Here is a 13464-nt window from a genome sequence, read left to right as displayed (position 1 = left end):
CGTCCGCTGTTCGCTTCCCCAACGCCCAGGGTTGCAGGCAATACCCCGGGTTTCTCGTCGTAGAGTGAACGACACCTCTCGACCCTCTCTTATGACTTCTCTTGCTCAACCTGCTCGCGTCCTCGTCGATCCCATTGACGGGATGGGGGCTGCCATCGAAGCGCGCCGCTGGGGCTGGCCCCTGGTGTTGCTGTGCCTGTGCGTGTCCCTGTCCGGGGCCGTGTTCGCCCTGAAGTGGGATGCGGCCGCGGCGACCGTCCAACAGCTGCAGATGGGCGGGGAGCTTGGCGGGCTCTCGGAGAGCGAGATCGCCGACAAGATCCAGATCGCCTCGCGCAAGGGGCTGGTGGGGGGCATCGCCACGGGCGTCTTCGTCATGCCGGTGATGGTGCTGCTGCTGTCCGCGGTGCTGTGGTTCAGCGCATGGCTCTTCGGCATGCGTGCCCCCTTCGGCCGCATGATGGCCGTGGCGGCCATCGCGATGATGCCCATCGCGCTCTACCACCTGCTCTTCACCTTGTGTGTCTCCGCGCAGCACACGATGACCCTGGAGCGCGTGCAGACCCTGCTTCCCACCCACCTGGGGTTGCTGAAAGGCCTGTCCCCGAAGATGAAGACCCTGCTGAGCGCGGTGGACTTCTTCAAGCTGTGGAGCGTGGGGCTGCTGGGGCTGGGCTTCTCCGCCGCGACGGGCATGCGCCGGGGACGCGCGCTGCTGCTCATGGGGGTGCTCTACCTGATGTACTTCGGCGTGTTCTCCGTGGGCCTTCCGGCCATGGGCGGTGGGCCGGGTGCTTCCATGGCGGGTGGCAAGTGAACGCACTGCTCTTCGCCGCCTGGGTGGCCATGGTGCCCGCCGCCACCCCCATTTCCCTGGAGGAGGCGCGGTCCCAGGGGCGCCAGAACACCCAGGCGCTGGTGTCGCTGCTGGAGGCCACGCGCTCGGCGGAAGATGTCCGGCTGGCGCGCTCACCGCTGTTGCCCCAGCTGTCCCTGTCCAGCTCCGTGGGCGGAGAACTCATCGGCCGGCAGCGTGGCCCCGCCATCTTGTGCAACGCGGATCGTACGGTCTGCGAACAGCGGACGGTCGAGACGGACTCCCAGGACCGCGGCAACTTCCGTTTGTCCTTGGACCTCACGCAGGTCATCTATGACCGGGTGCGCTGGAAGCAGCTGGAGCAGAGCGGCGCGGTGTTCGAGGCGGCGCGGGGCCAGGCCCAGGAGCAGGCGGACACCTCCGAGCTGGAGGCCATCAACCGCTTCTTCACCCTGTACCGGACGCAGGCCACCCTCCAGGTGCTGGAGGCCACCGTGCGCCGCAGCGAGGAGCAGCTCGAGAGGGCCCAGGCGCTCTTCGAGGCCGGCCGGGTGAACCGGGGCGAGGAGCTGTCCGCGCGGGTGAACCTCGGCAATGACCGCATCAACCTGCTGCTGCGCCAGGCGCAGCTCGTCCAGGACCGGGGCCTGCTCGCGGTGTGGTTGGCCCGTCCGGGCTCCGAGCCTCTGGAGGCCCAGGCGCCCGAGAGCCTCTTGCAGCCGCCCCCGCCGCCGCCGTCCTTCGAGCAGGCGATTGCCGAGGCCCGCCGCCGCCGGCCGCTGCTCGTGGCGCTTCAGCAGCAGGTGCGTGCCGCCTCGCTGGGCCGGGAGGTGGCCAGCGCGGGCTACTGGCCCCGGCTGTTTGCTCAGGGCTCCTACTCACGCAGCGGCCCCGAGGCCCGTCCCGTGTTCGCCACGCCGCGCCTGCAGAACACGCTGTCGGGCGCCGTGGTGCTGCAGTGGGATCTCTTCACCGGGCTGTCGACCGACGCCCAGGTGACCCAGGCCCGGGCGCAGCTGCGGACCGCGGAGCTGAACCTGGCGCAGACCGATCGGGAGGTGGAGGCCGAGGTGCAGCGCACCCTTCAGCTCCTGGCGACGCAGATCGCCACCGCGCAGCTGGCCGCGGAGAACCGGGAAACCGCCGCGCGGAGCCTGTCGCTGGCCGAGGAACGCTTCAAGGCGGGGGCAGGCTCCACGCTGGAGGTGCGCGACGCGCAGCTCAAGCTCACGCAGTCGGAGCTGACCCTGCTGGAGAACCGAGTGAACGTGGAGACCGCCCGCTTTGCCATGATGAGGGCCATGGGCACCCTGAGTCCGGGAGAGTCGAAATGAAGTGGTGGAAGGGAGTCATTGCTGGCGGCCTGTTTCTGGGCGCGGCGGGCATCACGGTGGCAGGACTTCGGGACCGGCCCCCTCCGTCCGTGGAGGTGCAGCTCGCCAAGGTGCACAAGGGCACCATCACCCGCACCATCACGGGCGCGGGCAAGGTACAGGCGGCCACCACGGTGAAGATCTCCTCCAACCTCTCCGGAGAGCTCATCGAGCTGCTGGTGAAGGACGGGGAGCCGGTGAAGAAGGGCCAGGTGCTCGGGCGCATCGACCGCCGGCGGTTCGAGGCGACGGTGAAGCAGGCACTGGCGGCCCAGAGCGCCTCCAAGGCCGAGGTCCAGGTCTCCGAGGTGGAGGCCCAGCGCACCCTGGCCGAACATGCGCGCGTGAAGGGGCTGGTGGACAAGGGGCTGTCCTCGGGCGCCGAGCTGGAGCAGTCCCAGGCGCGCCTGGACACGGCCAACGCCCAGGTCGCGGCGGCCCGGCAGCGGCTGTCCCAGGCGTCCGCCGTCTACGAGGAGGCGGCGAGCAACCTGGCGCAGACGACGCTGGTCTCGCCCATCGACGGCAACGTCATCGAGCTGTCCCGTGAGGTGGGTGAGCGCGTGCGCGGCTCGGACCTGTCCGAGGACATCGTGATGATCATCGCCGCCCTGAACGCCATGGAGGTGAAGATCGAGGTGGGCGAGCACGAGGTGGTCCACCTGAAGACGGGCCAGTCCGCGGAGGTCGCCCTGGACGCGCTGGACGGGGAGTCCTTCCAGGGCTCGGTGGTGGAGATCGCCCAGAAGGCGCTCATCAAGAACGAGGGCACGGAGGCGGAGGTGACGACGTTCCCCATCACCGTGGCGCTGGAGACGCGGCCCACGGGCGTGTTGCCGGGCATGAGCGCCGAGGTGCGCATCGCCGCGGAGACGCACAACGACGCGTTGCTGGTTCCCATCCAGGCGGTGACGGTGCGCTCGGAGAAGACCCTGCCGGATTACCAGGCCCCGGTGGAGGGTGGAGCGCTGCAGGCCAAGCGCAAGACGGAGTCGCTGGCCAAGGTCGTCTTCGTGGTGGACGCGGACAACAAGGCCCAGGTGCGCCGCGTGCGCACGGGGATCGCCTCCGACACGGAGCTGGAGATTCTCGAGGGACTGCGGGAGGGGGACCGGGTGGTGGAGGGGCCCTACCGCACGCTCTCCAAGGATCTCAGCCACGGGAACGTCGTGAGCGAGCCCTCGCAGGGCGGCCCTGGGACGAAGGGTGGGCAAAAGTCGTGAGTCACGGCGGCGAGGCGGGGACGCGCCCGCTCATCGAGGTGGTGAACATCACCCGCGTCTTCAGCGTGGGCGGCGAGGAGGTGCGCGCCCTGCGGGGTGTCTCCTTCGGCATCGGCCGGGGCGAGTGGGTGGCCATCATTGGCCAGTCCGGCTCCGGGAAGACGACGCTGATGAACGTGCTGGGCTGTCTGGATACGCCCTCCAGCGGCAGCTACATCCTCAACGGCAAGGATGTGGCGCGGATGAACGACGACGAGCTGGCGCTCATCCGCAATAAAGAGATCGGCTTCATCTTCCAGACCTTCCAGCTGCTGCCCCGCGAGACGGCGCTCGCCAACGTGGAGCTGCCGCTGGTGTACCGGGGCATGGGCGCGCGTGAGCGCCGGGAGCGGGCGAAGGCGGCGCTGGAGAAGGTGCAGCTGGGCCACCGCATGCACCACCGGCCCAACGAGCTGTCCGGCGGCCAGCGCCAGCGCGTGGCCATTGCCCGGGCGCTGGTGGCCGAGCCCTCCATGCTCCTCGCCGACGAGCCCACGGGAAACCTGGACTCGGCCACGGGCGAGGAGATTGTCCGGCTCTTCGAGGAGCTGCACCGGGCGGGGCACACGCTGGTGCTCGTCACCCACGAGCCCAAGCTGGCGGCGCGCTGCCCCCGGGCCGTCCGCCTCAGCGATGGGGAAGTGGTGGCGGATGGGCCCGGCCGGGAGGTGGCGCTCGGGAACCTCGTCATTCCCTCGGCCCAGGGGGCGGGCGGGCTATGAGCTTCCGCGTGGACGTGGTGGAGGGGGGACGCATCGCGCTCTTCTCGCTGAAGGCCAACCGGATGCGCACGGTGCTCACGACGGTGGGCATCGGCATCGGGGTGGCCACCCTGCTGGCCATCGTCGGCATCATCCAGGGGCTCAACGCGTCCTTCGACCGCCAGCTGGCCACCATCGGCTCCAACAACCTCTTCATCTCCAAGTTCCCCTGGGTGATGGCGGGGGACTGGTGGGTGTACCGCAACCGCAAGAACTTCACCTTGGCGCAGCTGGAGCAGATCCGCGCGCAGTCCACCTACCTCACCGCCATCTCCCCCGTGGTGGGGCGCGCGGCGGACGTGGCCCACGGTGAGGAGCAGCTGTCCACCGTGACCATCAACGGGGTAACGAACGAGTACCTGTCCATCTCCGGCTTCGAGGTCACCTCGGGCCGCTTCCTCACCGAGGCGGACAACGAGACGACGCGGTCAGTGGCGGTGCTCGGGGCGGATGTGGCCTCGGGGCTCTTTCCCGGGGTCAGCCCCGTGGGGCAGACGGTGCGCATCGACGGGCGGCCCTTCCTGGTGGTGGGCACGCTGTCGCGCAAGGGCATGATGCTGGACAACAACCAGGATCTGACCGTGATGGTGCCGTTCAAGACGTTCTACGCCCTGTTCGGCAAGCAGCGCTCCTTCAGCATGGCGCTCTCCGTGCGGAGCACGGAGGACGTGAACCGCGCGGAGGATCAGCTCATCGGCATCCTGCGGCGGGTGCGCAACACGCCGCCCGGAGCGCCGGACGACTTCTCCATCAACCGTCCGGAGATGCTGGCCAACACCTACCAGCAGCTCACCGGCGCGCTCTATGGCGTGGCGGTGGGGGTGGGCTTCATCACCTTGCTGGTGGGGGGCATCGGCATCATGAACATCATGCTGGTGTCCGTGCGCGAGCGGACGCGGGAGATCGGCATCCGCCGGGCGCTCGGGGCCCGCAAGCGCACCATCGTGTTGCAGTTCCTGATGGAGGCCTCGGCCGTGTCGGCGGTGGGCGGCGCGTTGGGCACGCTCGTGGGGTTGGGCACGGCGAAGGTGGTTTCGCTCATCACCCCGCTGGCGGCGGAGGTGCAACTCGTCACCGTGGTGGCGGGCGTGGGCTTCGCCGCGCTGGTGGGCTTGCTGTTTGGCATCTGGCCGGCGGCCCGCGCGGCCAACCTCGACCCGGTGGAAGCGTTGCGCTACGAGTAGGCCCTGCCCATGCGCGCCTTTCTCGACAACCTTCGTCTGGCCCTGGGAACGTTCCTGGGCAACCCGCTGCGCTCGCTGCTGACGCTGCTGGGCATCGTCATCGGTGTCACCACCGTCATCACGATGATGGCCCTCATCGAAGGGCTGCGCCTCAAGGTGAACAAGGACCTGTCCCAGCTGGGCGCCAATACCTTCATGGCCACGAAGTGGCCCACGGGTTTTGGACGGTTCAACTGGCAGAAGTATGCCCGGCGCCCCGCGCTCACCTCGGAGGATGCCCACGCCATCGAGCTGTCGTGTCCCTCGGTGATGTCGGTGGCGGCCTCCGATGACGAGGGAGGCCAGAAGATCGTCACCGCCACCCAGGAGACTCGGCCGTCGGTGCGCGTCTACGGCGCGACGCCCGAGTACCTGGACACCAGCGGCATCACCGTGGCCTCCGGCCGGTTCTTCGGCGAGTCCGAGGCCGTGGATGGACGCCACGTCGCGGTGGTGGGGCTGGATGTGGCGGATGCGCTGTTCCCCGGGCAGAACCCCCTCGGCCACGAGGTCCGCGTGAAGGGGCGTCCCTTCACCATCATCGGGGTGTTGCAGCGGCGCGGCAGCTTCCTGGGCATGATGAGCATGGACAACCTCGTCATCGTGCCGCTGCGCTCCTTCCAGCAGCTCTATGGGAAGGCGCGCTCCCTGGACCTCAACATCCAGGCGCAGGGCGCGGACCTGGTGAACAAGGCGAAGGACGAGGTGGAGACGCTGCTGCGCCGCCGGCGCGACGTGGCGCCGCTCGCGGAGAACGACTTCGAGCTGCACACCAACGAGTCGATGACGCAGACTTTCAACCAGCTCTCGCAGGTCATCACCATCGCGGGCTTTGGCGTGTGCCTGCTGTCGCTGGTGGTGGGCGGCATCGGCATCTTGAACATCATGCTGGTATCGGTGACGGAGCGGACCAAGGAGATTGGCATCCGCAAGGCCCTGGGGGCGCGCAAGCGGCGCATCCTCGGCCAGTTCGCCACCGAGGCGGTGCTGCTGTCGCTGGTGGGCGGGGCCATCGGCGTGGGGCTGGGGTTCGGCCTGGCCTTCCTGGGCCGGTGGATGCTCGGCTTCCCCACGCTGGTGCCGCCCTGGGCGGTGGCGCTCTCGCTGGGCATGAGCTCCGGGGTAGGGCTCATCTTCGGCATCTACCCCGCGGTGCGCGCGGCCCGGTTGGATCCCGTGGAGGCCATGCGCTCGGACTGAGTCACCGCTTGGTGGCGACGACGATGCGGTAGTCCAAGAAGGGGCGGGGCAGCAGGCCTTCGCGCACGTCCACCTCGAAGCCTTGCGCCTCCAGCAGCTCCCGGGCGCGGGGCACGAGGAACGTCAGGTAGTACATGATGAAGGGGGGCTTCCGGAGCGCGTTGCGCACGTGCATGGCCGCGTTGAAGCCCCGGCCAACCCAGTAGCTGGCGCTGAGCACCGGGGGCGGCTCGGCGGTGACGAAGACGAAGCGGCCCCCCGGCCGCAGGGCCCGGGCGATGCACCGCACCAGCCAGGGCTGGTCTTCCTCCAGAAAGTGGCCGAGGGCGCCGAAGCTCGTCACGGCGTCGAACTCCGCCTCGTAGGTCATCTCCAGCGCGTTGCCCTGGACGAAGGTCAGCGTGGCCTCGCCAGGGGCATCCGCCTGGCGGCGGCGGGCTTCCTCCAACATTCCGCGGCTGAGGTCCACGCCCACCACCTCCTGGCGGCACAGCGGGCGCAGGTGGCGCATCGCCGCCCCCGTGCCACACCCCACGTCCAGCGCCCGACCGATGGAGCCCGGAGGGCCCACCTGTTCCAGGGCCTTTTGCAGCACCACCTCCGGGGTCCGGAAGGGGGTGTGGTCGAACTTGGGCGCGAGCAAGTCGTACCCGTGCTCGACGGAGGACAGACACTGTTGGGCCAGCTCGAAAAAGGTAGGGCCCCTGCGATGGAACATGGCGTCCGGGTGTAGCATCCCCGCCCTCCTATGGGCGAGACGATGGCAAGAGGAGGGGTGGTGCGTTCCCAAGAAGCATGGACGCTGCCGTGGCGGGGCTTGGGGTTGAGCAGCAACCTGAATGCCAGCGATCCGCCCCATCCCTACCGGCTGCTCGACGCGTCTCCCGGGCTCTTCGACTTCGTGGAGTACAGCGCTCCGCTGTCGCTGGAGGAGACCCGGGCGCACGCCACGCTCTATCCCGAGATGGCCCAGCGCCTGGGGCAGGTGCCGGTGCTCTTCCACCCGGTGCACCTCAACCTCTATGGCCCCGAGCGAGAGAGCGCCCAGGCCCTGGCGGACCTGGAGGCGCACGCACAGGCCGTGGGCAGTGCGTGGGTGGGCAACGATGTGGGCTGGTGGCACGCGGGCGGCCAGTCCTTTCCGGGCTACCTCTACCTGCCCCCGCCGCTCACCCCGGAGGGCCTGGAGGACTGTGTGGCGCACGCCCTCCATGTCCAGGCGGGGCTCGGCCGGCCGCTGGCGCTGGAGAACCCCGCGGTCTTCGCCCGGCGCGGGGACATGCACGTGCTCGACTTCATGGCCGGGCTGCACGCGCGCACGGGGCTCCCGCTCCTCATCGATGTGGGGCACCTGTTCAGCTACCAGCTCTCCGCGGGCCTGCCCCTGGAGGTGGGATGGGACGGCTTTCCCTTCGAGCAGGTCATCGAGCTGCACCTTGCCGGCGGGGTGGTGACGCGCCGGGGCTCCCGCGGCTTCTACGTGGATGACCACACCCAGCCGGTGCGTGACGAGCTGTTCACCCTGCTGGAGCGCCTCCTGGCGCGCTGCCCCTCGCTGCGCGCGGTCACCTTCGAGGGGGATGGCCACCCGCCCGAGGTGGCCCGGCTGACCCTGGAGCGTCTGCGCCGGTGGATTCCGGCGGAGCCCCGTCCCCCCTTGGCCCTCAAGCCCCCGGCGGAGGTGCCCGTCCCCGCGCTGCGCAACGCCAGCAAGCCCTGGGAGCTGTTCGAGCTGGGCTACGGCGCCCGGCCTCCGGAGCCCCGCGATGATCCCGAGGGCAGCGTGGCGGAGACGGACTTCCGGTTGGCGGTGGTGGCCGAGCAGCTCGACCGCACCTACCCGTTGAGCCGCCTGCTCCTGGCGGGGACGCGCGACGCCCTCCGGGCTTTCACGGCGTCCCCGGAGTTCCGGGAGCTGTTCCAGGGCCTGGGCCGCTCCCTGGAGCATGCGTTCCTGAGCTATGCCCGGCGGCACCTGCGGGCCCAGCCGGACGAGGGGGGCTCGGCGGCGCTGTCCTTCGAGGTGTTCCTGCCCAGTGTGATGCAGCGGCCCCATGCCCCGCCGGGGCCCGGAGAGGTGGGGCTGGCGGCCGACGCTGGGGTGGGGGCCTTCGCGGCGGACCTGTCCGAGCTCGTCTACACGGCCCGGGCGCTCCGGCGGCACCTCACCGGGCGGGCGTGGGCCTGCGAGGTGCTGGAGGTGAGCGGGTTGGAGTCCCTGGCCCAGACGGCCCGGCGGGTGGTGCTCCGGCCGTGGCGCTTCGCCGTGCGCCGGAGGGCCGGGCACCTGGAGGTGCAGACGGCCCCGGCCCCCCTGCTGGAGATGCTGCGCACCCTGGCCGCCGGGCCCCTCCAGGAGGCAGCGCTGCCTCCGGCGCTGCTCGCCGAGGCCCTGGGCCGTGGGTGGGTGCGCCGGGGCGCCTGAGCCGGGTTTGTCCGGTTTCAGACGCGGCCTTGCGCTGGCCGTGCCGCTGCGGTAGGTGGGCCGGCCATGTCGTCACCCCTCGTCGTTGGAATCGCGGGCGGAACCGCGTCCGGCAAGACGACCGTCGCCCGGAAGGTTCGCGAGGCGCTGGCCGACTGCCGGGTGGCCTTCATCGATCAGGACTCGTACTACCGGGACCTGAAGGACATGCCGCTGGAGGACCGGCGGCAGGTGAACTTCGATCACCCGGATGCCTTCGACACGGAGCTGCTCGTCGAGCACCTGAAGCAGCTGCGCTCCGGCCAGGCCATCCAGAAGCCCGCCTATGACTTCCGGACGTCCTCCCGCCAGGAGAGCACCGTGCTGGTGGAGCCCGGGGACATCATCCTCATCGAGGGCATCCTCGTGCTCCACATGAAGGAGGTGCGCGACCAGATGGGCGTGAAGATCTACGTCGATGCCGACGATGACCTTCGCATCCTCCGGCGCCTCACCCGCGACATCAAGGACCGCGGCCGGGACTTCGATCACGTGGTGGGCCAGTACCTGCGGCACGTGCGCCCCATGCACATGGGCTTCGTGGAGCCCTCCAAGCACTTCGCCGACATCATCATCCCGCACGGCGGCAACAACGACATCGCCATCGGGATGCTGGTGGGCGCGCTCCGGGCACGGCTCGCCGCGCCCCCTCCAGCGCGGTAGTCAGCGCAACCGGCGCAGGAAGTCCCGCACGGGGCCGTGCAGGCGCCGGGTCTCGGTGAGCAGGGCCCCGTGGTCTCCGGCGCCCTGCAGCTCGTGGTAGCGCGTCTGGATGCCCGAGGCGCTCAGCAGGTGGTACGTCTCCCGCACCCGCGCGGGCGGCGCCAGCAGGTCCGAGGCCCCGGTGATGAGCAGCACCTGGGCCTGGATCTTGGGCAGGAACTCCGTCAAGTCGCACCCCGCGTAGGCGGTGCACAGCAGCGACCAGGCGTTCGCATCGAAGGTGGCCGCGAACGCCTCGGCGTCCGCCTCCAGCGCCTGCTCGGCGGCGGCGATGTCCCGGTACCGCGCGGTGAGCAACTCGCGGCCGTACAGCAGCCGCAGGTACTCCAGCCGCAGCTTGCGCAGCGTCCGGCGAGGCCCGGCGTCCGGGGTGTAGAAGCCCTCGCGGAACTCCGGATCCATCCAGAGCATCTGGTGGAACATGCCCATCCGGTCCCGCAGCGGCTCCGGCAGCGCCCGCGCCGCGCCGATGACGACCACCCCCGCGGTCAGCTCGGGGAACAGGGCCGCGAGCCGCAGCGCCACCAGGCCCCCCAGCCCCACGCCCACCAGGGCCCGGACCCGCTTGAGCCCCACGCCGCGCATGAACGCGGAGAGCATGCGCGCCATGTCCATCACCGTCAGCAGGGGCAGCGCGGGCCCCAGCCGCTGCCCGGTGTAGGGGTCCTCCGTGAGCGGCGAGGTGGTGCCAAAGGGGCTGCCGAGCAGGTTCGGGGAGAGGATGTGCAGGCTGGAGGGATCCAACGGGCGGCGGTCGCCGATCAGCTCCCGGCCCCAGCCCGAGGGCTGATACGCGGAGTCCTCCACGGGCCCGAGCGCGCGGTGCGACTGGGCGAGATCATGCAGCAACACCACCGAGTTCTCGCCGGACGGTTCGCCGTAGCTCTCGTAGGCCACCTGGGTGCCGTCCAGCAGCCCGCCCTCTTCGAGGGGGAGCGGTATTGTCAACAGGTAGGTGCCCGTGGCCTGGATCACGCAGGGAAGTTCTCATATCACTGGATGCCCGTACGCATCAGGAGACTCTCTGCGTGAAGCGCTACTTTGGTGTCATCGTCCTCTTCGTGGGTGTGCTGGTCGGCTCGGTGATGTTCTACCGGAAGCTGAGCGCCCAGACCCACGAGGCGCAGCGCGAAGCGGATCTGGCCCGCATCCAGAAGGAGTACCTGGAGCGCGTGGGCTGGATGCGCAACAACCCCGACGACAAGGCCTACCGCGAGGAGGTGGCCCCGTTCTTCAAGACGTACTTCGAGCAGATCGACACGCACCTGAACCGCTATGGAGGGAACAAGGAGTTCGACGCGTACCTCCAGGAAGTCGAGCGGCGGGCGGAGAGCGGCAAGGAGGACCGGGCGGACGACCGCAAGGCCTTCTACCAATACACGCGTAAAGTCTTCGACAGATTCCGGGGCGGGCGCTACCACCCGGAATGGACGGCCACGGACAAGGGGATGCGGCTGGATGTGGTGTCCTCGGACGTGGTGATGGTGCTGGGCAAGCCGCAGGTGCGGCTGCAGCTGGCGCTGTGGGGCGCGCAGCGCGAGATGAAGGAGGAGGGCAAGCTGAAGAAGATGGCCACCAGCGCCGCCTTCGACACCGCCTGGCGGCTCACCGATGCCAAGGGCAAGCTCGTGGGGGAGATGCGGGGCGCGGATCCGTCGATGAAGATCGACTTCCCGGAGCGCTTCATCCCCGAGTTCCCGCCGCAGATGGTGCTGGGCCACTACGACATGGACCTGGTGCCCTCGGAGGTGGCGAAGATGGACATCACCTTCAAGGTGACTTCCCGCGCCTCCACGGGCGGCATCGCCTCGTCCACGTACACGTGGAAGCTGGATGTGCCCGGGGAGTGGCGGCTGGGCGCGGGCGAGAAGTGGGAAGGGGCCACGGAAGAGGAGCGCCCCGAGGAAGAGATCGACCCGGCCAAGGCGAGCGCCCAGGAGTAGGCGCCGCTTCAGCGCGCATAGAGGTAGGCGGCGATGTGGCGCGCGTCCTCCTCGGTCACGTTCAGCTCCGGCATGCCGTTGCCGGGCTCCACCGCCTGCGGGTGGCGCACCCACTGGATGAGGTTCTCCGGCGTGTTGGGCAGCCGCCCGGCCAGGTAGGTGCGCGTCCCCAGGGATTGCAGGGGGGGGCCCACGGTGGCCGTGGCGCCGGGGACGCCGGGAATGGTGTGGCAGGAGCCACAGCCGTAGCGCAGCAGGGCCGCCTGGCCGAGCGCGGGGTCTCCTCCCGTGACGAGGGCCGCTTGCTGCTCCGCATCGCGGCGGCAGCCCGTGAGAAGCAGCAGGGCCAGCAGGCCCGCCCCCGGCAGCAGGGCCTTCATGGAGGGACCTCCTCGGAGAACTCCACCCGCGTGTGGGCCACGCGCCGCTCGGCCTCCCCGAGCCAGGCGGCGAAGAGGGCCAGCCCCACGAGGATGAAGATGACGCCGGTGGGCACCCACATGATGAGGCCCGCGAGCTGCTGGTCCTCCAGGGCTTCGAGCCCTCCGGCCTCGGTCCGGCCCTCGTAGAGCGGATACCAGACGGAGCGGGCGAAGGTGAGCAGCGCGCCGAGGAGGCTGGTGTGCGCGGCGGTGGCGAAGACGAAGAGGACCGCCACGCCATAGCCCACCCGGCCGTAGCGCCCCCGGATCAGCGCCCACCAGAAGAGCGCCGCGGTGCTGAAGAACATGAAGTGCTGCAGGGCGTGGACGGCCTCGCTCTCCAGGGCCGCCTGGAAGAGGACGGGCAGGTGCCACACCCAGCGCGCCAGCGCATGGAGCAGCAGCACGAGGAAGGGGCCCGTGGTGGCCCGCCAGGCTGTGCGCACGGGCCGTGCCTGCATCCATCGCACCACCTGCGCACGCCGGGAGGGGGACAGCGCCCAGAGGGCAGTCAGGTGCGGCCGGCCGAGCACGAGGAGCGGCGCGGCGACGAGCATGAGCAGCTCGTGCTGCGTCATGTGCGCGGAGAAGAGCAGATCGCTGAGCCGGTCCAGCGGCGACAGCAAGGCCAGGGCCACCGTGAGCCACCCCAGGGCGAAGGCCCCCGCCTCCCAGCGCTGAACCCCCCGGCCGGTGCCCGTGCGCCGCCACAACACCCGCAGGCCCCGGAGGTACAGGAACGCCGAGAGCCCCAGCGTGCCCAGCACGAGCGGATCCCACGTCCACCAGCCCAGCACCTCCGGGAGGGTGAGCGCAGGGGCATGGCCGCCATGGGCCCGCGCGGTGGCGGGCCCCAGCAGGGCCAGCACCCCGGCGGACCGGGCTTTCAGGAAGGAGCGGGGCTCAGTCACAGGGGCTCAGCAGGAAGGTGGAGAGGGAGGTGGCCAGAATGACGAGGGCGAAGAACGCGCTCTCCACGAGCCCGAAGGCCGCCATGAAGCGGGCCCGTCCCGCGCCACGCCCTTGCAGGGACGTGGGCGTTGCCCGCAGGGCCTTCCAGGCGCGGCCCGCGGCGAGCGCCCCGCCGCCCAGGAGCAGCAGGGCCCCGAGGGTCAACCCGTGCAGCAGCAGCGGCCGGGCCTGCTGGCAGTCCGTGGTCACCACGCTGTAGCTGGCCTGGAGCACCAGCAGCCAGGCCAGGGGTGGCGCGAGCACGCCCAGCCAGAGGGCCCCGTCGTGGGAGGGCAGCGGTGCGTCCGAGCGAGTCATGGAAGGA

General features: G+C 70.2%; 14 protein-coding genes. 9 read left to right on the top strand and 5 right to left on the bottom strand.

Features of this window, described 5'->3' with window-relative positions:
- Positions 1-91: 91 nt before the first annotated feature.
- Genes KY661_RS07980 through KY661_RS07955 form a run of 6 tightly spaced genes read left to right on the top strand, consistent with a single transcriptional unit; the run spans position 92 to position 6636 of the window.
- Positions 92-817: a YIP1 family protein gene (locus tag KY661_RS07980; protein ID WP_225409637.1), complete on the top strand. Its 726-nt coding sequence runs from the start codon at positions 92-94 to the stop codon at positions 815-817.
- A complete protein-coding gene (locus tag KY661_RS07975; protein ID WP_225409636.1) occupies positions 814-2151 on the top strand; it encodes a TolC family protein in 1338 nt (445 codons plus the stop codon). Before KY661_RS07980 ends, KY661_RS07975 begins: the two co-directional genes overlap by 4 nt.
- Positions 2148-3413, top strand: a complete 1266-nt coding sequence (locus tag KY661_RS07970; RefSeq protein ID WP_225409635.1) for an efflux RND transporter periplasmic adaptor subunit — start codon at positions 2148-2150, stop codon at positions 3411-3413. The genes KY661_RS07975 and KY661_RS07970 overlap by 4 nt, the downstream gene beginning before the upstream one ends.
- Positions 3410-4174 carry an ABC transporter ATP-binding protein gene (locus KY661_RS07965; RefSeq protein ID WP_075005198.1) on the top strand — a complete coding sequence of 255 codons (765 nt, stop codon included), beginning with the start codon at positions 3410-3412 and terminating at the stop codon, positions 4172-4174. The genes KY661_RS07970 and KY661_RS07965 overlap by 4 nt, the downstream gene beginning before the upstream one ends.
- Positions 4171-5397, top strand: coding sequence for an ABC transporter permease (locus tag KY661_RS07960; RefSeq protein WP_225409634.1), 1227 nt, complete (start codon positions 4171-4173; stop codon positions 5395-5397). The genes KY661_RS07965 and KY661_RS07960 overlap by 4 nt, the downstream gene beginning before the upstream one ends.
- A gap of 9 nt (positions 5398-5406) precedes the next feature.
- A complete protein-coding gene (locus KY661_RS07955; RefSeq protein WP_225409633.1) occupies positions 5407-6636 on the top strand; it encodes an ABC transporter permease in 1230 nt (409 codons plus the stop codon).
- 1 nt (position 6637) lies between these two features.
- Here KY661_RS07955 and KY661_RS07950 read toward each other — a convergent pair whose 3' ends face one another.
- Positions 6638-7354, bottom strand: a complete 717-nt coding sequence (locus KY661_RS07950) for a class I SAM-dependent DNA methyltransferase (RefSeq protein WP_225409796.1) — start codon at positions 7352-7354, stop codon at positions 6638-6640.
- A 30-nt stretch (positions 7355-7384) separates the two neighbouring features.
- Between KY661_RS07950 and KY661_RS07945 the strand changes: the two genes are divergently transcribed.
- Both KY661_RS07945 and udk read left to right on the top strand, forming a co-directional pair.
- On the top strand, positions 7385-9061 hold the full coding sequence (locus KY661_RS07945; RefSeq protein ID WP_398577157.1) for a multinuclear nonheme iron-dependent oxidase: 1677 nt from the start codon (positions 7385-7387) through the stop codon (positions 9059-9061).
- A 66-nt stretch (positions 9062-9127) separates the two neighbouring features.
- Positions 9128-9763, top strand: a complete 636-nt coding sequence (udk, locus tag KY661_RS07940) for a uridine kinase (protein ID WP_225409631.1) — start codon at positions 9128-9130, stop codon at positions 9761-9763.
- Here udk and KY661_RS07935 read toward each other — a convergent pair whose 3' ends face one another.
- A complete protein-coding gene (locus KY661_RS07935) occupies positions 9764-10798 on the bottom strand; it encodes an alpha/beta fold hydrolase (RefSeq protein ID WP_225409630.1) in 1035 nt (344 codons plus the stop codon). It lies immediately after the preceding gene.
- 53 nt (positions 10799-10851) lie between these two features.
- Between KY661_RS07935 and KY661_RS07930 the strand changes: the two genes are divergently transcribed.
- Positions 10852-11766: a hypothetical protein gene (locus KY661_RS07930; RefSeq protein ID WP_225409629.1), complete on the top strand. Its 915-nt coding sequence runs from the start codon at positions 10852-10854 to the stop codon at positions 11764-11766.
- A gap of 8 nt (positions 11767-11774) precedes the next feature.
- Here KY661_RS07930 and KY661_RS07925 read toward each other — a convergent pair whose 3' ends face one another.
- Genes KY661_RS07925 through KY661_RS07915 form a run of 3 tightly spaced genes read right to left on the bottom strand, consistent with a single transcriptional unit; the run spans position 11775 to position 13457 of the window.
- The gene (locus tag KY661_RS07925) at positions 11775-12146 is read right to left on the bottom strand and encodes a c-type cytochrome (protein WP_225409628.1); all 372 of its coding nucleotides are present in this window, start codon (positions 12144-12146) and stop codon (positions 11775-11777) included.
- Positions 12143-13099, bottom strand: coding sequence for a cytochrome c oxidase assembly protein (locus tag KY661_RS07920; protein WP_225409627.1), 957 nt, complete (start codon positions 13097-13099; stop codon positions 12143-12145). The genes KY661_RS07925 and KY661_RS07920 overlap by 4 nt, the downstream gene beginning before the upstream one ends.
- Positions 13092-13457: a hypothetical protein gene (locus KY661_RS07915; protein WP_225409626.1), complete on the bottom strand. Its 366-nt coding sequence runs from the start codon at positions 13455-13457 to the stop codon at positions 13092-13094. The genes KY661_RS07920 and KY661_RS07915 overlap by 8 nt, the downstream gene beginning before the upstream one ends.
- Between the last annotated feature and the right edge of the window lie 7 nt (positions 13458-13464).

The organism is Allostigmatella hybrida, assembly GCF_020103775.1.
Lineage (GTDB): Bacteria > Myxococcota > Myxococcia > Myxococcales > Myxococcaceae > Hyalangium > Hyalangium aurantiaca.
This window is presented reverse-complemented; position numbering and strand designations above follow the sequence as displayed.